Genomic DNA, 18,438 nt, shown 5'->3' with positions numbered 1-18,438 from the left:
TAGCAAAATAGTGTCGATACTCTCAACGTGTTCGAGAGTGAACATTGTAAGCTAGAGCGTTTGTCTAAAGTTAGGCCTTATTGGATTCCAACGAAATCCATTCCTAACTTAGAAATGGCATTCTCTTTTAAGAATGGCATTTTTGTATTGATATTAAATTTAGCACCTTTAAGGTTACAGTTGATAAAGATTGTTCCCGTTAAATCAACATTAGAGAAGTCACATCCGTTAAGGTTACAACTTTTAAAAGTAACACCTCTTAGGTTTGCCCATCTTAAACTTGTCGCCGCAAGATCACACTCATCAAATGTGCTATCTTCTAAGTTTGTACACTCTAAGCTCACGTCTTTCAGATTGATTCTCTTAAAACGATTCTTTGCAAGGTTTGACCAAGTGAAGTCAACACCCTCGTAATTTGAGTTGTTGTGCTTTGCATATTTGATATTACATTTTCTAAGGTCACTCTCATTTAAGTCTGAGTGGCGAATATTGATTTTATCTAGCATTGAGTTATCAAAAGAACTTTTCTCAAGCTTAGAGGCACTGATTAATCGTAAGTTATCAACATTCCTAAGATTGATACGATTCTCATTTTGTTTTTTGATTGCTGTAAACATCGTGTTTTGCGTCGTCATTTTCATCCTCTTTGTAAAACTAGTAAGATAGTAGCGATTTTATTTAGCTATATTAAGTCAATTGTTTGTAAATTCGGAATTTCCGAACTATTGTGTTCTCATGAATTGGAATCATCTCTATTGTTTTTATGAAGCTGCAAAGCACAAATCTGTTAAGAAGGCCGCTGAAAAAATGGGCCTTGCTTCATCAACTGTAAGTGAGCAGATCAAAAAGCTTGAACAAAATTACGGTGTGCAACTTTTCGAAAGAAAGGTTAGGGAGATCGTTTTAACAAAAAAAGGTGAGGAGGTTTATTCACATGCTAAGGGTGTTTTCTCAAATGGGATGCGCCTTGTTGATAATTTAACACCTCATGATGACGGTGGTTATGATGTGACTTTCTCAATTGAGTCACATCTCGAGTCTCCAAATATTGCAGCGGTATTAGCGGATTATTACTCTGCCTATAGTGACTTCGGCCATACCATCACAAAGCGCTCAAAAAACTTCTCTCAAACAATGTACTATCTTGAAAATGATACAGTCGATGTCGCCATTAGCGATAAGAAGCTCTCTAACGAATTATATGAGAATTACCTTGTTGCCCAAAACCAGCTTCGCTTCTACGTAAACACAGCTGTTGCTGCTAAATATCGCGATTTACCATTTGAGAAACTAGTAAAAAAGCTACCTATTGGCTTTCTTTCATCTGATGAGAAAATGATTGTTAATGCGAAGCAAGTTCTCAAAGAACAGAAGGTTTACCTAAAGGAAGCATTCTTCAGTGAGCACCTTTATTACTTGTCGACTTTGGCACAGAGAGGGGAGATCGTTCTTGCTGCAATTGGTAATGATTCAATCTTTCAGGAGTTATATTGCCTTGGGCCTCAACATGATATTAGCGTTCCAACATACGCAATTCTTAAAAAGCAAAATGAGAACCTACTCTTTGCTAGGAAATTAAAAGATTTATTGATGGTTGATATCGACGCTAATCAACTAAATCTGCATTAAATTCTATTTGCCGACCTGTTTAAAACTAGTTAGCATTTATCGATGAAAAAATATTCCCTTATCAAATCCATTGCAATGACAATACTTGTCTCTATGTCTCTTCATATGCCTCTTGAGACTAGAGCAGAAGATATTGGTTTTCTTAAAGATGGAAAGATTAAAGATATTATCGTTAGAGAGATTGCTAACCTTAACTTGTCGACAACAGTAAAATTACTAGACTGGGACAAGATCAAAGGTGTTGGTGTCGGATTAAAATACGGCTATGAGATGACTCCTTCATATTTGAAGGGGAAGTTTGCTCGTGTTGATGAGTGGAGTTTCAATCGTCACGTAAACCCAGGCTCGTATATTGATGCCGTGACGCCAATTAATTTAACATTCTCTAAAAATGACCGCGTAACTTTTATTCGCCACTTCGATGATCAAAAGAAGGCTATTCTTGCGATTCCATATTCAATAAATAAGCTTCCTTATAATGCTGAAAGTACACTCAAGAGATTGGCCATTGGAGACTTCGTTAGTATTCCTGCTCAGATGACTCTAAATTTTGGAATTAGTGCAGCGTACGGTTACGGGGATATTATTGATGCCGGCGCTTTTGCCAATGTTATTACAAGTGGTAATTACAATATTAATATTTATCGTATGGACGAAAGTAAGGTTCGCCTAAAGATTGTGACAAGAACATCGACGGAGGCCAAAACTGGCGCCAAGGTAAAGAGTGATTTCTTTGTTGCTCTTGTCGAAAAAGTAAATGCACCAGATTTTGTCTCTAAAAACTTTCAACTAAAGTTACTAGAATATAACCTAGGTCGAGGAATCGGTGAGCAGTATGTTCTGGATTATATCTTTGATCTAAGCCTTCCTCACGCAAGAGAGGCCTTTGATCGAATCATTAAGCCTAAGTACAAATTAGATACTGATAAGATGATCGGCCAATATACAGGTCGTAAGTATATTGAAGAGAAACTTATTTCTGACTTTAGTCTAGCAAATGAAATCGCTACATTTGGAACTGGTGTAAAACTGCTCTTTCAAGGTTTCAATGAATATAAATTCAAGCGCAGAGGTTTTAAGTTAGGAGTCTTCATCAGTGACGTTGATTATGATTGGACATATTACAAGAACCATATCTCGATCTTAAACGGCCCTGATGTTGGAGAGTACTTCTTTCCAAATAAGGTTTATAAGTACAGTGAAGAGTTCAATATCCTAATTCACAAAAGAAGAGATAAGATTGAAGAGTCGTACTTTTCTTTTATTCCAAAAGATAGAGTAACTGAAACTTCTGTTGATTTTGGAACAAATTATATTAGAAAGGATCGATACTTTACACGTGGTGAGTGGAAATCGACAAAGAAGAAGATTAAGGCATTGGTTCCCCAATTCATCTTCTCAAAGATCGACTTTCAAGAGCTTGATACAGTAAAGACGAATATCACGACTGAGGTTAAGTACCGTCTTGTCTTAAGAAAAGAGATCTTTGAATATATTAAGGATGTTCCTCTAGATCGTATTATTGATGAAGTGAATAAGATTAAAAAGGATCGTGGTTACCGTGTTGTTTCGCAAAATGGAAAGGGAAGGCACTTTATTAGTAAGATCTTTTTCTGGCAAAGGGCCCATACGCGCCATGTTGCTAAGAGAATTCAGAGAATTCTTAATTCTGAAGTCGATAATATCTATACAAAACTCGAAAAGGTGATCGATAACATCGACAAGAATAACTTTCGTAAGTATTTTTATCGTGTTGTGCAAAGTCTTGTTCCAATTGATGATCTACCAAACTTAATGTTTTTTAAGTTGGATATTTTAGGAAACCGTACTCAGCCTGTTCATTTTAATTATGGTGAGCATGAGTTCCCTAAGATTTATTATGAAATCCTCGATATTAACCGCGACTTTCACGACTCAAAGAGAGACTTTCAAATTATTACGGAGTAGGGTGTGAGTGATTACAAAGAATTTTTAGGTGACTATAAAGAATCTCCTGTTGAGATTTTTGAGACATGGTTTAAAGAAGCAGTGGCCAAGGAAGAAAATGGGCCTGCATTTATTCTTTCTACAGTCGATGAGTCAGGACAACCAAATGCTAGAACACTTCTCTTAAAGGAAGTTGTCGATAATAGGCCACTATTTTTTACGAATTATAATTCAGTAAAGGCCCAGGAAATTACTGCAAATCCTAATGTGGCCATGACCTTCTATTGGCATCGCCTTGGAAGACAGGTCAGAATTAGGGGCTCAATTTCAAAATGCGATGTTGAAGTATCAAAGAATTATTTTCAATCTCGTGCTCATGAGAGTCAGGTTGCTAGCTCTATTTCTAATCAGTCTTCACCAATTGAAGATCGTCAGAAGTTAGTACAAGAGTACAATGAAGGGCTTGAGCGCTATAAAGAAGAAGTCCCGTATCCAGAGAATTGGGGTGGTTACTTAGTCGATATTAAAGAAATAACATTCTTCATTTACGGAGAGTTCCGCTTAAATGATCGCTTTCAATTTGTTAAAAAAGGTAATGAGTGGCAATCTCTAAGACTTTATCCATAATTATATTTTCAATTTTACTCTTTACCTCTAAGGCAAATGCCTCTGAGTTATATGCAGGTGGTGGTGCCTCATTAAGTGGTGTTATCTCAGAAACTGATTATTACAATGGAGCAACGGCGATCTTTCCTTCTGCAAATTTTGGAATGAAGTTTGGTGCCCTTGCTCTTGAAGGCTTCTTTAGAACAGGAACTCTTTCTAATGATCATGAAGGCTTTAAGATTGATCTAGAAACAAATCAATTCGGCGTTATGCTTCGTCTCTCTCCTGAAGAGTGGCTTGATATGAATCTTGGTGGACATTGGACAATGGTTGAGGGGAGCTCTTCTGTTTATAACGGACAAGTGCTCACAGGCCTTGTGAATCGAACATATAGTTCTGTTATTTTTGGTATGGGTTTCAATATTCCATTTTCAAATCAATTAAGAGTTCGCACAGATATGAATTACTACGCAGGAAAAGAGATCTTTTCGATTTTTCAATTTGATATTTCTATCGTTTATAGCTTTCTTACTTTTTAGAATCCTTACTTGCTGGAAGTCTTCCACTTTCTCTCGTGATGTACTTGGCAAGCTCAGGTGTAACGAGACCATTCTTATCGAGTGCTTTTGCTAGTTTGTCGTTACCTGTTTTAAGAGTGTAGATATGTTGCTTGGCCTGCTGGTTTGCAGAGACAAGGCTTTGCATATTATTGAGTGCCGCTTGGTACTCATCTTTTATACCTTTAATTTTTTCTTTCTGATACGCAACTTGTTGTCTTAAGTTAGCGATCTCCACTGCCTGACTAATTTGAGCATTTAGATTCTTTTCATATTGAATTGCATCTTGGTCCTTATATTCACGTCCAGCTTTAATTGTGAAAGCGATTAGAACAAGTAAGTTAGCGACAATAATTCTTTTCATAAATATCTCCATTATTCTATGTACCTATCGACATAATAAAAAAAATCATTAATATTTTTCGAAAACATCCGAAATAATAAGTACTTATACTTTGGGGAAGAGAATGTTTTTGATTGATGTAAATTTATTTGAAGATGAGTTCTACCTTTTACCTGTTGAGCAGAGGAAAGGGGACCAATATAAAATCCAGTGCCATTCAATTGAATCGGCAAAATTATTGCAGGAAACGCTAGGGCAGATCAAGCATCTGCATCCTACTAAAGATAAGTCTCGTTTCAAACTCTTGAGAAGAGAGAAGCAATTTGGTTTTGAAGTGAAAGTTTTAGGTTATATCGAAGAAGAAGAAAAAAAGGCCTCATAAGAGGCCTTTCGTTTTATTAAAGATTTGAGTTAACGAAATCCCAGTTAACTAGCTTCCAGAAAGCTTCGATATATGAAGGACGAGCATTTCTGTAATCAACGTAGTAAGCGTGTTCCCATACGTCAATTGTCATTAGAGCAGTGTGACCATCTGTCATTGGAGTTTGAGCATCGTCAGTGTTAACGATCTCTAGCTCTCCACCTTTAGTCTTAACTAGCCAAGTCCAACCTGAAGCAAAGTTAGTTGCTGCTGAGTTTGAGAATTCTTCTTTGAACTTATCAAATGATCCCCATTTTGCGTTGATAGCGTCAGCTACTGCACCAGTTGCTTCACCACCTGCGTTTGGAGCAAGACAGTTCCAGTAAAAAGTGTGGTTCCATACTTGAGCAGCATTGTTAAATAGGCCACCAGTTGACTTCATGATGATTTCTTCAAGAGTCATATTTTCGAATTCAGTACCTGGAATCGCAGCGTTTAGCTTTGTTACGTATGCATTGTGGTGCTTTCCGTAGTGGTACTCAATTGTTTCAGCTGAGATATGAGGTGCTAGAGCATCCTTTGCCCATGGTAGTTCTGGAAGTTTATGTTCCATTCTTTTCTCCTTAATTCTAGATTCTTATAATGTTTTTTGAACAGCTCCATTCTAATGCGTTTGTTCTTTAAGTGCAAAACGCATTAAGTTATAGAAATTATTTTTGCCTTTTTGAAATTCTCCTCAAATTTTACTCAAGAATTTGGCCCAGATGTCGATTTTAAGTTAATGCATTTTCGACGTCATCTACCTACATTTACTCTGTCAATTTTAACTGTTTACCTAGTGGCATTTAGTGCAAATGCGAGCAGCTGGGGACAACGTGGTGGAGTAATTCACTCGGCCACTGACAAGTATAGTGGAAATTGGCGCAAGCTTAGTTCGACCCAAGAGGGTAGCATTGAGCAATTAATTGAAATCGTCTCAACCTCAAAGCTTGGGATTCAGTTAATTGATAAGGCACGTTTAAGGGCCGCTAAGGATCGTAAGCGCCTCGAAGAAGTTATTGATAGTGGTGATGCTTCTGTGACGGATACGACCCTCGTAAGAAAGTTCAATCCAAGCTCACCTGAAAGCGTGCGCTTTGAGACAAGATCCAAGGTTTATATTGATAAGTCTCATTCAACAAAGAATGCCGTCTTAGACCTTATTCACGAGTTAACTCACTATATCTATAAGAAGCCATTTAATCCTTATTTAAGTGATTTCTCTGTTTCCACTTTCTTAAGTGATACGATTCAGGGAAAGGGTGGAGAGGTTGATGCCTTTTTGGTTGAGTGTCGAATCGGGCGCGAAATTTATGGGCTTAAAGCGATCTCACCACAATGCCTAAATATTTTAGATGGAGAGGAGTTCTCAAGAGAGCTTGCTGTAAAGGAATTTTATAAACTGGGGGCACATTATGACCAGTTTAAGCATGCAGTAAACAAATTAGGTATCTCTCATGAAGTGGTTGAGCATAGCTCGAGCGAAGACTCTAGCCTCATCTCATCGGCCTGGTCTAAGCCATATCCAGTAGCTGTTATTGAGGAGTTTGAGACTATCATGACCAAGGTCTGTCAAAATGACCTTAAGCGTATGACCTATCTAAAAGAGAGCCAGGGCCGCTCAATAGCGAGCGCCAATAAGAACGTCGGTCAGGCAGAATCTAAGTTTAATGCTAGATGTCGTTCATATTTAGACTAAATTTTATTGACGACTGAACTCAATAATGTCTCTATGCACCAACGTTTCCATACAAAAAACTCTCTTTTTTCCTCGGCTTTAATTGACTACAAAGCTAAGCATTGGTAATTTATAACCTAAGAATTTCATAATTTTATACATCTATAAAAAGGATTGCTGGCAATGCAAGATAGTGTTGTTTTATTAAAACTTGATGACTTCCTTAACTGGGGAAGAAAGAACTCTCTATGGCCAATGACGTTTGGTCTTGCTTGTTGTGCTATTGAAATGATGGCAACTGGTGGATCTAAGTATGACTTAGAAAGATTTGGTTGTGGTGCTTTCATGGCGACACCAAGACGTGCGGACTTAATGATTGTTGCAGGTACTGTAACTCTTAAAATGGCCCCAAGAATTAAGCTTCTTTATGAACAAATGGCCGAGCCGAAATATGTTATTTCGATGGGGTCATGTGCTAACAAAGGTGGGCCTTACTGGCAACACGGTTACCACGTTCTAAAAGGTGTTGATGAGATCGTACCTGTTGACGTTTACGTACCAGGTTGTCCTCCAAGACCAGAGGCCCTAATCGAAGGTTTAATGACACTTCAAAAGAAAGTTGCCAACGAAAGACTTCTTAAAGATAAGTGGGTGAAGCATGCTTAATGAATTAGTAACTTTTATTAATGATAAAGTTAGTGGTGCAAATGCTTCTTTAATTGAAAATGAAGCAGGTGATAAGCCAATCTTAGTTGATGCTTCAAAAATTAAAGACGTTTGTTATGCACTAAGAGATAGCTCTGAATACCAATTCAACGTACTTCAAGTTGTATCAGGCGTTGATTACGAAAATGAAATCGAAGTTAACTATATGCTGGCTTCATTCATTACAAACTCTGATGATGTAATAATCAAAGTTAAACTTCCAAAAGCAAATAAAGATGATGTTCCTAAGATTGATTCTGTTTGCGACGTTTGGAAGGCCGCTAACTTCTTAGAGAGAGAAGTTTACGATATGAACGGTGTTGAATTTGTTGGACACCCTGATCATAGAAGAATTCTTTGCCCTGAAGACTGGGAAGGTTTCCCACTTCGTAAAGATTACGAAGTTCAAAAAGCTTGGCATGGTTTCGAAATTAATCCAGAACACAAAATGAATATTGCAGATCACGAGTTCTTCGCTAAGGCGAGAATTGATGCTGCTGAACCAAAGAAAATCTCTGGTTCATGGGATGGAAAGATTTCGACTGATTTAGAGGCCGCTCTAAATAAGAAGATGGAAGAAGCTAAATAATTAATTTTAAGGATATTTTTAATGGAAGATAATACATTAAAACAAGAACAAGAAGCCTTACATACTGATCTATTGACAGTAAATATGGGGCCTCAACACCCTGCCACTCACGGGGTTTTACGTGTTGAGATTAAAACAGATTCTGAAATCGTTGTTGAAGCAACTCCATACCTAGGTTACCTACACCGTTGTATGGAAAAGCACAGCGAAAACTTAGACTATCGTGGAATCATTCCTTTCACTGACCGTATGGACTACCTTGGTGCCATGGGGATGGAATGGGGTTATGTTCACGGTATTGAGAAAATGCTTGGAACAGAAGTTCCTGAAAGAGCAGAGTACATCAGAATTATCGTTGCGGAACTTCAAAGAATCGCATCTCACTTAATGTACTTTGGTACTTATGCAATTGACCTTGGGGCCTTCACTCCATTCTTATATGCTTTCCAAGATAGAGAGCAAGTTCTAAGAATCTTCGAAGAGCTTTCAGGTGCCAGACTACTATACAATTACATTTGGATTGGTGGTGTTTGGAACGATATTAATGATGATCAACTTCGTCGTATCGACCAATTTTGTACTATGATGGAAGAAAATATGAAGAAGTACCACGACCTAGTTGGTATGAACGCTATCTTCCGTAACAGAACTGCTAATGTTGGTATCGTTACTCCTGAGATGGCCTACGAGTATGGTGCAACAGGTGCTGTTCTTCGTGGTTCAGGTGTTGAATGGGATCTTCGTAAGAAGAAGCCATATGGTTACTACGATAAATTCGATTTTGATGTTGTTACTGGTAAAGGTGAAATGGGAACTGTTGGTGACTGTTGGGATCGTTACTATGTACGTGTATTCGAAATCTTTGAATCAATTAAAATCCTTCGTCAAGCTCTTGATGGAATTGAAGCTGGACCTGTTATGGGGAAAGTTCCAAAGATCATTAAGCTGCCAAAAGGTGAGATTTATACAAAAACTGAGTGTCCACGTGGAGAGCTTGGTTACCACATCGTTTCAGATGGTGGAAAAACTCCTTACAGAGTTAAAGTTAAGTCTTCATGTTTTACACACACTTCAATGCTACCTGAGCTTGGAAAAGGTCAGATGATCGCAGACTTCGTTGCTACGATCGGAAGTATTGATATTGTACTAGGAGAGGTTGACCGATGAGCACTCAAGCAACTTACCAAGCAGGTGAGCAACTAACATTAGGAAAATGGTTTAAGAATATCTGGACTGGAATTAGAACAGTTACTAAAGGTCTAGGGATTACTTTTAAATATGTGTACGGTGTAAAGCCTGTAACAATTGAATATCCAGAAGTAAGAGAAGAGCTTCCAAAGAACTCTCGTTCACGTCTATTTAACGACGTTGAAAACTGTATTTCTTGTTACCAGTGTGCAACTGCTTGTCCAGTTGACTGTATCTACATTACAGCTGTTAGAAGAGAAAAAGATGCTCCAGCACTTAAGACAAGTGGTGGAACGCCAATCAAGTTAGATCTTCTTCAATACACTATCGACACAGCTCTATGCTGTTACTGTGGTCTTTGTACTACTGTTTGTCCAACTGAGTGTCTAACTCACACGACAGACTACGAATTCTCTCAATATACTCTTGATGAGATGAAGTACGATTACCTTGCACCAGATATCAAAAAATGGCGTGAAAGAATAGTAAAGTAGAAATAATAAAAGGCTCCTAACGGAGCCTTTTTTTATGTCTGCGAAGGCAGGGGCCGAGAGCAGGCTCATATCCAGAAAGGACGCTATGTCGTCACTTCAATAGACACTGTTTAAGATATTTACAACCTAACTGCTTAATATCTCGTAAGATTCTTGGCACATAAAGTGCATCTATATATGTATCTGGAGGGAATGATGAAAACAGTTCTTAAAGTTACAATTGCACTATTTATTGCTCTTAATGCTTTTTCATATCAGCAAATTTTTGCAACTTCAGGTGATTTAAAAATTAGAAGCCAGTATCACGGCGATCAAGATATTAGATCAATTAGAGTTTTTGGTGATACAGTAAGTGCTTACTCAAAGGATACAAACGGTAGAGATTACAATGATGTTCTTTTTAAGGTCACAAAGGAATATGCACAGTACAAGGAATTCCTATTTGATATTCTAGAAAAAGGTGACTTCGTTATCCTTCCAAATCAAACAGGAAAGATTGAAGATTTAAAAATAATTTATAAAGGTAAGCAGTACAGCTTTATTGAAGCAGCACTTTTCTTAAATAGAAAAGATCTTTGTGGCCTGGGGATGGAATGTCCGACAAGTAATGCCGCTATAAATGATGGAAGAAGAACAACTGCACCAGGTACACAAGGCCCATTAAGAAGAGCAGATGCTAGAAAAGTTGATTACATGACAAGAGTAAATATCTTCTAATAAGAGGAAAGATTAAGATAATTCTTCAGCTAATTTATTAATATGGGCAAGCATTCTTTCACGAGTCTTGTCCATAAGGTCTCCAATATCATCCATCGTCATTCCCTCCGTCGAAATTGGCTCAAGAGCTTCAATGATAACTTTTCCAGGCCTAAGCTTTCTAAGATCAAAAGATTTCTCATATTCAGAAAAAACGACAGGGTAAATTGGGAGTTGTCCCTGGATGGCAACAACAAATGGACCTTTCTTAAATGGTAGAAGTCCACGTCCTTTAGAGCGAGTTCCTTCCGGCATAATCCATACATTGCAATTATCTTCTTTAATTGTTCGTGCAACTTCGGCCATTGCTCGCCAGGCCTTTTTGCGATTTGTACGATTAATTAAAATATTACCTGCTAGATAATACATTTGCCCAAAGATAGGAATCCAAACGAGAGATTGTTTTCCTAGTGATACTGTTCGTCTCGGTAGTGCCGGCCCAACAAAGAAGATATCGAGGTTGGATTGGTGGTTAGAGATAATGACTGAATTTCTAACGTCTTTGTGGTCTTTCTTCACTCTTGCATCAATTTTAATATGTAAGAATAGACGAGTTAGCCACGAGTAATAGTTTGCAATAAGGTATGTATTTCCTCGATTCGCTGGGCGAAACATACAGATTGGAATCCAGATTAGTGTTCCAATAACTAAAAATAGTCCAGCGATGAATAGACGAAAATACATTAAAAGCATTTTTACTTTATAGCATAGGATTTATCTGTGTCAGACTACAAAATGAAAGTGTGTTAACGCTATTTATAAGTAACTGTTAAAACAGTGTAATTAATAGCACTGAGCCAATTGCCATCAAGATTCCTAGTCCTTTTGGCACAGTTAGAGAGATGTTTTCAACGAACACATCCCATAGAACACTTGTCACCATTTGTGCTGCAATAAGCCCAACTGTTGTTTTAACAGCGCCAACTTCATAGATTCCAATTGGAAGACCAACAACAAAGAGAAAACCAAAGAAGCCAGGAATGACATACCACCACTTAAACTGGAACTCTTTCAAGCGAACGAATTCTGGAAAAAACTCTGGATTATGTTTAACGAAAAAGAAGAAACAAATACAAACAACTAGAGTAACAAAATTTCCTAGGAGGGCCATCCATGTAAGGCCAATATCATTTGTCATTAATCGGTTGAGGGCACCTTGAAGAATTCCAATGCAACCAATAAATAGGGGAACGATTATTGCTAGGTTATTTGTCATCTACTCTTATCCTTTATTTCTTTAGAAGTGTTAATCCCTTAAGGTAGTCGCCTTCAATAAAGCCCTTGAGAGATGGACAATCACCAGTAAGCTTAAGTGATCCAGTGATACTAATCTTACGGTTGCCAATATATTCTTTGATTTTATTTTCAAATTTCTTGCGTGTAATAGAATGTGTATTTAAAAAGATATGTGCCTTTCCACCCTTATTTAAAATCATATCAAATAGAGGAATCATATCCTTGTATGCATCAATAGCTTTTGAAACTTTCTTTCCATCACTTGATGCACTTGGAGGGTCACAAATGATTAAATCAAACTTACGACCTTCGGCCTTAAACTTTTCAAGGGCCTTAATTGTTGGCATACAAAGTGACTCATGATTTTCACTCATTTCGTTAAGCACTAAATTTTCTTGAAGCCAATCAAGGTACTTTTGCGAGAGGTCTACACTTGTTACATCTGTTGCGCCTTGCTTAAGAGCAAAGAGAGAGTAGGCACCTGTATAGCTATAAAGGTTAAGAACACTCTTTCCATCAAAGTCATCTTTCACACGATCTCTAATGGCCGCCATATCTGTATAGATACCAATATCATAGAATTGGTTAAGCTTAATTTGGTACTTAACACCAAACTCTTCTATAAGAAAGTTATCTTCTTTAAGTTGTTTATTAGTCGCACAGTAGAATTCTTTCTTGCGCTTAAGGTTTCTCTTTTGAACCCAAACCGTATCTTTAGGGTAGAAGTCTTTTACAATTTTTAGAACATCATTTTCAAAGTGGTTCCAAAAGTTTGCATAGAATTGAATTAAGATTCTATCCTTTAAACGTATAATGAATAGTCCTGGGAGGTAATCTGACTCACCAAAAGCTAGGTAGTAATTTTCTCGGTTGTCGATATTACCACGTGCCTCAAAACTTGCTTGCATACGCTCACGTAATTCAAAGTAGAATTCCTTTGGGCCTAGGTGAGAAGAGCCTTCTCCAATCCTCCAAATTCTAGCGAGAACACTGTCATGAGTAGGATCATTAAGCATAACAACAAATTTCGCATCGTCATTCTTAACTTCATCAAGCTTTGCTGTAATAAAAGGAGATCCCTTTGGAAACTTCAGAGAATATTTATCTTTTGTAATCCAAGGATGACCTTTGAAGATATATTTAACACTGGCAGGGTGTAGTTCTACCCTAGGTGTGCGAATGCGTGGACGACCTGCGGTTTTCTTGTTCATTGTTACTTTTCTTTTTCTAACTTTATACGGTATTGAAGGTTATTCTCTAATAAGAGAAGAAGTTTATTCGTAATCTCAAAGGGATTTGAGAGTTCAAGAACACCAAATTCTTGTAAACGAAATTTTGTTTCAAGATCCATATCACGGTACGGATCAAAATTTTGGCAAAAGAGTTGTAGCTCTTCTAATAGCTCATCATTGAGATAGAAATCAGGATGATCAATATCTTCTGATTGCTGTTCAAAAGCATGCTTTTCATTTCGAATGTGAAATAACTCTTCTTTATTTTCCATGGGATATTGTTATTTCAGATACATAGCGTTACGTCAAGATAGGAGGTCTATTTTGGCAATTTTATCTTTTCTATCTATTTCACTTATCGCTCTTTTCATCCCCGCAGAAAGTCTAATCGAAAGGTTTAACTTATTGAAATTTCGAATGCGCTCAGAGTATCAAAGAGGTAAGGACTTATTAATTGAAGTGTCGCAACTTAATCTGATGGGAGATCTAACGCAACTATCAAATTATAAGTTCTACGACTCACTAGTATGTGAAATAGCTCAGATTGCAAAAGAATTTGGCGCTGCAACAAGTCGTACTCTCGCAAAAATGCGCCACGCCCTTTCTAATGACCTGCAAATTGAGAAAAAGGTCTCAGGTACAATCAACGAAACCCTCTTTCAATTTCTTATGGCCATGGGCCTTACATTTGCTCTCAATATCTTCGCAACCAATATACTTGGGTTAAAGACTGATTACTTTTTTCTGGCCTTGGCCTTCCTCTATAATATGATGGGTGTCGTTAGCTTCATTTTATTGATTAAAAAATTAAAGCATAAATTCCTCGCACCAATAAGCAAGATTTTAAATTCCTATCTTATCTTTAAACTAATGTACGACGTAGGGACTCCCATAAATCAACTTGTCCATCGTTCAGCAATCAACTCAATTGTTGAGATGAAGCAAGACTTGGCAAAGGACTTATTTCGAAGGCTGTCGGCCCTTATTGAAATGAAAAAGCACCAAGGAGCAGATATTTGCGAAGACCTTGAATCAATTGAAATTAATCTGTGGGATGACTATCGAAGTGAAAATGAAGTTTTTTTACAACGATTAAAGATATTCAAGTTTGCATGGCTTGTGGTCTTCTTCTTTGTGCCTTATGTCGCAAACTTTTTCCGCCTAATAAGTCATTTAAATCTTTAAGCTTGTGAGCAGTTATAATTGATATTCTATCGTTTTGTAGGTACTTTATTTAGGTAATAAAAAAACAAATGGAGTCAGCTAATGGCCTATCAAAATGATAAGCAAATTATTTATTCAATGAATCGTGTTGGGAAAGTTTATAAACAAAAGCACGTTCTAAAAAATATCTCACTTTCTTATTTCTATGGAGCTAAGATCGGTGTTCTAGGTCTTAACGGTGCTGGTAAATCAACACTTCTTAAGATCATGGCAGGGCTTGATCAAGACCACTTAGGTGAAACTCACTTAGCAAAGAATTATTCAGTTGGATACCTTGAGCAGGAGCCAAAGTTAGATCCAGAGTTAACTGTTAGAGAAGTTGTACAACAGGGTTGCCAGGAGACAGTTGATCTTCTCGCAAAGTTTGATGAGATTTCTGCAAAGTTTGCAGAACCTATGTCAGATGACGAAATGAATGACTTATTAGATAAGCAGGCCAAGCTTCAGGATAAACTTGATGCAGCTGATGCTTGGACACTTGATAACCAACTTGACCTTGCAATGGAAGCACTAAATTGTCCTCCATCAGAAGCTAAGTGTGGAAACCTTTCAGGTGGAGAAAAGAGAAGGGTAGCACTATGTCGCTTACTTCTTCAAAAACCAGATATTCTATTACTAGATGAGCCGACAAACCACCTTGATGCAGAAACTGTTTGGTGGTTAGAAAGACACCTTCAACAATATAAAGGAACTGTAATTGCCGTAACACACGACCGTTACTTCCTAGATAATGTTGCTGGATGGATTCTAGAACTTGACCGTGGACAAGGGATTCCTTTTGAAGGGAATTACACTGGTTGGCTAGAAACAAAAGCAAAACGTCTTGCTCAAGAAGAAAAGACTGAGTCTAAGAGACAAAAGGCCATGAAGGAAGAGCTTGAGTGGATTCGCTCTAACCCTAAGGCACGTCAGGCGAAGTCAAAAGCTCGTATCAAAAATTATGAGGAAAGAGCAAAGATTTCAAGTGAGAAGAGAAATGAAACAAATGATCTCTTCATTCCTGCAGGACCTCGTCTTGGTAATAAGGTAATTGAAGCACATGGTGTTTCAAAAGCATTTGATGATAAATTACTTTATGAAAACTTAGAGTTCTCTCTTCCTCCTGGTGGGATCGTTGGTATTATCGGTCCAAACGGTGCTGGTAAGACAACATTATTTAAAATGATTGCTGGTCAAGAACAACCAACTTCAGGAACTTTTGATGTTGGTGATACTGTTAAGCTTGCTTACGTTGATCAAGGGCGTGATCTGGATCCAGAGAAAACAATCTATGATGTTGTTGCTGATGGAACTGAATTCATCAATGTTGGTGGCCAAGAAGTAAACTCTCGTGCCTATATCGCTAAATTCAACTTCTCTGGTGAAGACCAGAAGAAGAAAGTTTCTGAACTTTCAGGTGGTGAGAGAAACCGTGTTCACCTTGCAAAAGTTCTTAAAGAAGGTGGAAATGTTCTCCTTCTAGATGAGCCAACAAACGACCTTGATGTAAATACACTACAGGCCCTAGAAAAGGCCCTGGTTGATTATGCTGGTTGTGCGGTTATCATTTCCCACGACCGTTTCTTCCTAGACCGTCTTGCTACACATATCCTTGCCTTTGAAGGTGATGGTAAAGTTGTGTGGTTTGAAGGTAACTTTGATGAGTACGAAGAAGATAAGAGAAAGCGTCTTGGCGATGCTGCTCTTAATCCTAAACGTTATACATATAAGAAGTTAACAAGAGACTAAAAACTTGAGAAGTGTATATAAATTTGGTGGCAGCTCTATTAAAAGTGCTGCTGCCATTAAGCAGATTGCAGACTTAATCCTAGCATGTCCAAATGATGCACTAGTTGTACTATCTGCAACCTATAATTCAACTAACGAACTTGAATCAATTTATTTTAAGGAAGACTCCGCTTCATTAATTGAAGCTTTTTTCCAAAAACATAAAGTGATCGTTGATGAACTAGAGCTTTCCGTTGATCTCTCTAATTTTAAAAAAGAATTACTAGGTTATCTTACACTTCCTAAATCGAGTGCCACTCTTGACTCTATCTACAGTATTGGAGAACGAATTTCGACTTCGATTCTTGCAAGCTATCTTGAGCAACAGGGCAGAGAGGTCTTTCATGCTGATGCTCGTGATTATATTGTCACAAATCAAAATTTTAATGAGGCCAAGGTACTCTTTAAGAATACGAAGGCAAATTGCAATGAATTAAATAAGTACCCGCTAGTTATCACTCAGGGCTTTATTGCTCGAACAACTGATGGCCAGACGTCAACTCTAGGCCGTGAAGGCTCTGACTATTCTGCTGCAATCTTTGCTTGGGCACTTGATGATGTACAAGAACTTGTGATTTGGAAGGATGTAAAAGGTGTCTATGGACATGACCCTAAAGTTCTGACTAATGCTCCACTCATTCACAATCTCAGTTATCGCCAAACAAAACTTCTAACAAATAAAGGAGCTAAGATTCTTTTTCACAGAACGATGAATCCTTTGATTGAAGCTAATCTTCCTCTTATCGTTAAAAGTGTATTTTACCCAAACGAGGCCGGAAGCTGTATTAGCGATGCCAAAGAAGATCACTTCTGTGCAATCTCAACGGAAAAAGACGAAGCCTCTCGAAACTTTATCACTGTTTTTGGGCTTGCTCTTGAAGAGGCCAAGCTACTTAATAAGTCTTTCCAGCTAGACGAGAATAATGACGATTACTTTACGCTAGAAGTTGATGGCCAAGATCTTCGTGAGTGGATAGACCTTTTTGGTGATCAGCTATTTTCTTAGTTTTTGAATAAAGCGTTGAATAAATTGGACGATCTGCTTCACTACCGTGAACTTCGATAATTTCTTTTACTTCTTTATTTTCAATAAAAACGACATGATCAACGCTTTGACAAATAAGCCTTAGGATTTGATCAAAGTCGATCCCATTTTTACTCTCTGAAAAAATCGAAAATAATGTAGTTAATCTTAGGAGAGTATCTTTTGCATTATTGGCGTGAATGGTACTCATCATTCCTTTGTGTCCAGTATTCATGGCCAATAGGAATGGAATAACTTCACTCGATCTAATCTCTCCCAGAATGATCCTCTTGGGTGACATCCTAAGAGCATAGCTACAATAGTCCTTTAGACTTTTTCCTTCACTTGGGTGTGAAAGTAGGTGAGTTGAGTGTGAGATATCACCATCTATTTCAGCGACATCTTCAATGATGACGTGATGTTCACCTTCTTGGCATAATGATTTACAGGCCCTTAAAAAACTAGTTTTCCCACTGGCCGTGGAGCCAGCAATAACAATATTTTTGTAATTGGAAATAAGCTCTGTCATGAGATTCTGTGCATCCTTATCTTCTGTGAAATTTGAAACTTTAAAATTCTTTTGTGAGTGAACTCGTAGAAATGCCTTTGCTTGTGACTTAGGTGAAAGGCATGGGTGGGTAAGACTGACACGAAGATCAATTTCATTGCCACTTATTACTCGCGTATCTTTAAATGAGGCAAATGGTGTATTGAAGCTCCAGTCAATACTAAGTTTCTGAGTAAGAAAGACGAGACTTAGAACAAAGTCCTCATTACTTAGAAATTCCACTTTTAGATTTAGGTTATCTTGCTTGTGAACTTCGATATCACTAGGAGAGTGAATGATAAACTCATTTGCATCATAAAGGTTTAAAAGGTCATCAATATAGCTTTGATGGTAAACCTTATTAAACCAATCCTTGATGTCTTCTAGGTTTGAGATGTCTTTTTCTTGCAGATTATTTCTTTCTAAGGTCTCTAAAATAATTTCTTCAAAGTTTAAGTGAATCGTCTTTTTCGACTTTTCTGTGAGAAGCATTTTGAATTCACTGAAGAAGTATTGGTTAATTTGTGACATGTATTT

Annotated in this window: 22 protein-coding genes; 14 read left to right on the top strand and 8 right to left on the bottom strand. The window is 37.6% G+C overall.

The annotated features are described in order from the left end of the window. Nucleotides 1–77 precede the first annotated feature (77 nt). Nucleotides 78–635, bottom strand: a complete 558-nt coding sequence (locus ABMA72_RS15935) for a pentapeptide repeat-containing protein (protein ID WP_392859892.1) — start codon at nucleotides 633–635, stop codon at nucleotides 78–80. 100 nt (nucleotides 636–735) lie between these two features. Here ABMA72_RS15935 and ABMA72_RS15930 point away from each other — a divergent pair, with 100 nt between their 5' ends. The 4 genes from ABMA72_RS15930 to ABMA72_RS15915 are packed head-to-tail and all read left to right on the top strand — an operon-like array spanning nucleotide 736 to nucleotide 4,700. After that, nucleotides 736–1,629, top strand: a complete 894-nt coding sequence (locus ABMA72_RS15930) for a LysR family transcriptional regulator (RefSeq protein ID WP_392859894.1) — start codon at nucleotides 736–738, stop codon at nucleotides 1,627–1,629. Nucleotides 1,630–1,671: 42 nt separating this feature from the next. Next, nucleotides 1,672–3,576, top strand: coding sequence for a hypothetical protein (locus ABMA72_RS15925; protein WP_393057891.1), 1,905 nt, complete (start codon nucleotides 1,672–1,674; stop codon nucleotides 3,574–3,576). 3 nt (nucleotides 3,577–3,579) lie between these two features. Beyond that, nucleotides 3,580–4,182: a pyridoxamine 5'-phosphate oxidase gene (gene pdxH, locus ABMA72_RS15920; protein ID WP_392859897.1), complete on the top strand. Its 603-nt coding sequence runs from the start codon at nucleotides 3,580–3,582 to the stop codon at nucleotides 4,180–4,182. Then, on the top strand, nucleotides 4,155–4,700 hold the full coding sequence (locus ABMA72_RS15915; RefSeq protein WP_392859898.1) for a hypothetical protein: 546 nt from the start codon (nucleotides 4,155–4,157) through the stop codon (nucleotides 4,698–4,700). Before pdxH ends, ABMA72_RS15915 begins: the two co-directional genes overlap by 28 nt. Here ABMA72_RS15915 and ABMA72_RS15910 read toward each other — a convergent pair. Continuing rightward, nucleotides 4,690–5,082: a hypothetical protein gene (locus tag ABMA72_RS15910; RefSeq protein WP_392859899.1), complete on the bottom strand. Its 393-nt coding sequence runs from the start codon at nucleotides 5,080–5,082 to the stop codon at nucleotides 4,690–4,692. The two genes, ABMA72_RS15915 and ABMA72_RS15910, sit on opposite strands and share 11 nt — an antisense overlap. Before the next feature lie 103 nt (nucleotides 5,083–5,185). Between ABMA72_RS15910 and ABMA72_RS15905 the strand changes: the two genes are divergently transcribed. Further along, nucleotides 5,186–5,443, top strand: coding sequence for a hypothetical protein (locus ABMA72_RS15905; RefSeq protein WP_392859900.1), 258 nt, complete (start codon nucleotides 5,186–5,188; stop codon nucleotides 5,441–5,443). A 16-nt stretch (nucleotides 5,444–5,459) separates the two neighbouring features. Here the strand turns inward: ABMA72_RS15905 and ABMA72_RS15900 are convergent, their stop codons facing one another. Then, complete coding sequence (locus tag ABMA72_RS15900; RefSeq protein ID WP_021268518.1) at nucleotides 5,460–6,035, bottom strand: superoxide dismutase; 576 nt, start codon at nucleotides 6,033–6,035, stop codon at nucleotides 5,460–5,462. A 168-nt stretch (nucleotides 6,036–6,203) separates the two neighbouring features. On the opposite strand from ABMA72_RS15900, the gene ABMA72_RS15895 reads away from it, so the two are divergent. The 6 genes from ABMA72_RS15895 to ABMA72_RS15870 all read left to right on the top strand — a co-directional run bounded on the left by ABMA72_RS15895 (nucleotide 6,204) and on the right by ABMA72_RS15870 (nucleotide 10,832). Then, nucleotides 6,204–7,160 (top strand): hypothetical protein, encoded by a 957-nt coding sequence (locus ABMA72_RS15895; protein ID WP_392859904.1) that lies wholly within the window; start codon nucleotides 6,204–6,206, stop codon nucleotides 7,158–7,160. A gap of 162 nt (nucleotides 7,161–7,322) precedes the next feature. Continuing rightward, nucleotides 7,323–7,805 (top strand): NADH-quinone oxidoreductase subunit B, encoded by a 483-nt coding sequence (locus ABMA72_RS15890; RefSeq protein ID WP_393057889.1) that lies wholly within the window; start codon nucleotides 7,323–7,325, stop codon nucleotides 7,803–7,805. Next, nucleotides 7,798–8,433: an NADH-quinone oxidoreductase subunit C gene (locus tag ABMA72_RS15885; RefSeq protein WP_393057887.1), complete on the top strand. Its 636-nt coding sequence runs from the start codon at nucleotides 7,798–7,800 to the stop codon at nucleotides 8,431–8,433. The genes ABMA72_RS15890 and ABMA72_RS15885 overlap by 8 nt, the downstream gene beginning before the upstream one ends. 21 nt (nucleotides 8,434–8,454) lie before the next feature. Then, nucleotides 8,455–9,600 carry an NADH-quinone oxidoreductase subunit D gene (locus tag ABMA72_RS15880; RefSeq protein WP_393057885.1) on the top strand — a complete coding sequence of 382 codons (1,146 nt, stop codon included), beginning with the start codon at nucleotides 8,455–8,457 and terminating at the stop codon, nucleotides 9,598–9,600. Beyond that, nucleotides 9,597–10,115, top strand: a complete 519-nt coding sequence (locus tag ABMA72_RS15875) for a 4Fe-4S binding protein (RefSeq protein WP_392859908.1) — start codon at nucleotides 9,597–9,599, stop codon at nucleotides 10,113–10,115. Before ABMA72_RS15880 ends, ABMA72_RS15875 begins: the two co-directional genes overlap by 4 nt. 195 nt (nucleotides 10,116–10,310) lie before the next feature. Beyond that, nucleotides 10,311–10,832 (top strand): hypothetical protein, encoded by a 522-nt coding sequence (locus ABMA72_RS15870; RefSeq protein WP_393057884.1) that lies wholly within the window; start codon nucleotides 10,311–10,313, stop codon nucleotides 10,830–10,832. A gap of 12 nt (nucleotides 10,833–10,844) precedes the next feature. On the opposite strand, the gene ABMA72_RS15865 is transcribed toward ABMA72_RS15870, so the two are convergent. The 4 genes from ABMA72_RS15865 to ABMA72_RS15850 form a co-directional block, all read right to left on the bottom strand. Continuing rightward, nucleotides 10,845–11,564, bottom strand: a complete 720-nt coding sequence (locus ABMA72_RS15865) for a lysophospholipid acyltransferase family protein (RefSeq protein ID WP_392859911.1) — start codon at nucleotides 11,562–11,564, stop codon at nucleotides 10,845–10,847. Between the two features lie 76 nt (nucleotides 11,565–11,640). Continuing rightward, on the bottom strand, nucleotides 11,641–12,087 hold the full coding sequence (locus ABMA72_RS15860) for a DMT family transporter (protein ID WP_392859913.1): 447 nt from the start codon (nucleotides 12,085–12,087) through the stop codon (nucleotides 11,641–11,643). 13 nt (nucleotides 12,088–12,100) lie between these two features. Beyond that, nucleotides 12,101–13,318, bottom strand: coding sequence for a class I SAM-dependent rRNA methyltransferase (locus ABMA72_RS15855; protein ID WP_392859914.1), 1,218 nt, complete (start codon nucleotides 13,316–13,318; stop codon nucleotides 12,101–12,103). Nucleotides 13,319–13,320: 2 nt separating this feature from the next. Then, complete coding sequence (locus tag ABMA72_RS15850; protein ID WP_392859916.1) at nucleotides 13,321–13,611, bottom strand: hypothetical protein; 291 nt, start codon at nucleotides 13,609–13,611, stop codon at nucleotides 13,321–13,323. A gap of 52 nt (nucleotides 13,612–13,663) precedes the next feature. Here ABMA72_RS15850 and ABMA72_RS15845 point away from each other — a divergent pair, with 52 nt between their 5' ends. From ABMA72_RS15845 to ABMA72_RS15835, 3 genes are all read left to right on the top strand, one after another. Beyond that, nucleotides 13,664–14,524 carry a hypothetical protein gene (locus tag ABMA72_RS15845; RefSeq protein ID WP_392859918.1) on the top strand — a complete coding sequence of 287 codons (861 nt, stop codon included), beginning with the start codon at nucleotides 13,664–13,666 and terminating at the stop codon, nucleotides 14,522–14,524. Between the two features lie 81 nt (nucleotides 14,525–14,605). Further along, entirely contained in the window at nucleotides 14,606–16,291 is a 1,686-nt protein-coding gene (gene ettA / locus ABMA72_RS15840) for an energy-dependent translational throttle protein EttA (protein WP_393057882.1), read from the top strand. A 4-nt stretch (nucleotides 16,292–16,295) separates the two neighbouring features. Further along, nucleotides 16,296–17,336 carry an aspartate kinase gene (locus ABMA72_RS15835; protein ID WP_393057880.1) on the top strand — a complete coding sequence of 347 codons (1,041 nt, stop codon included), beginning with the start codon at nucleotides 16,296–16,298 and terminating at the stop codon, nucleotides 17,334–17,336. Here the strand turns inward: ABMA72_RS15835 and ABMA72_RS15830 are convergent. Further along, nucleotides 17,266–18,432 (bottom strand): ATPase, T2SS/T4P/T4SS family, encoded by a 1,167-nt coding sequence (locus ABMA72_RS15830; RefSeq protein ID WP_393057878.1) that lies wholly within the window; start codon nucleotides 18,430–18,432, stop codon nucleotides 17,266–17,268. The genes ABMA72_RS15835 and ABMA72_RS15830 overlap by 71 nt on opposite strands. Between the last annotated feature and the right edge of the window lie 6 nt (nucleotides 18,433–18,438).

Origin of the sequence: Halobacteriovorax sp. CON-3 (genome assembly GCF_043196995.1) — a bacterium.
Lineage (GTDB): Bacteria > Bdellovibrionota > Bacteriovoracia > Bacteriovoracales > Bacteriovoracaceae > Halobacteriovorax_A.
Note: the sequence above shows the minus strand (reverse complement) of the source record. Positions and strands in the feature narration are given on the sequence as shown.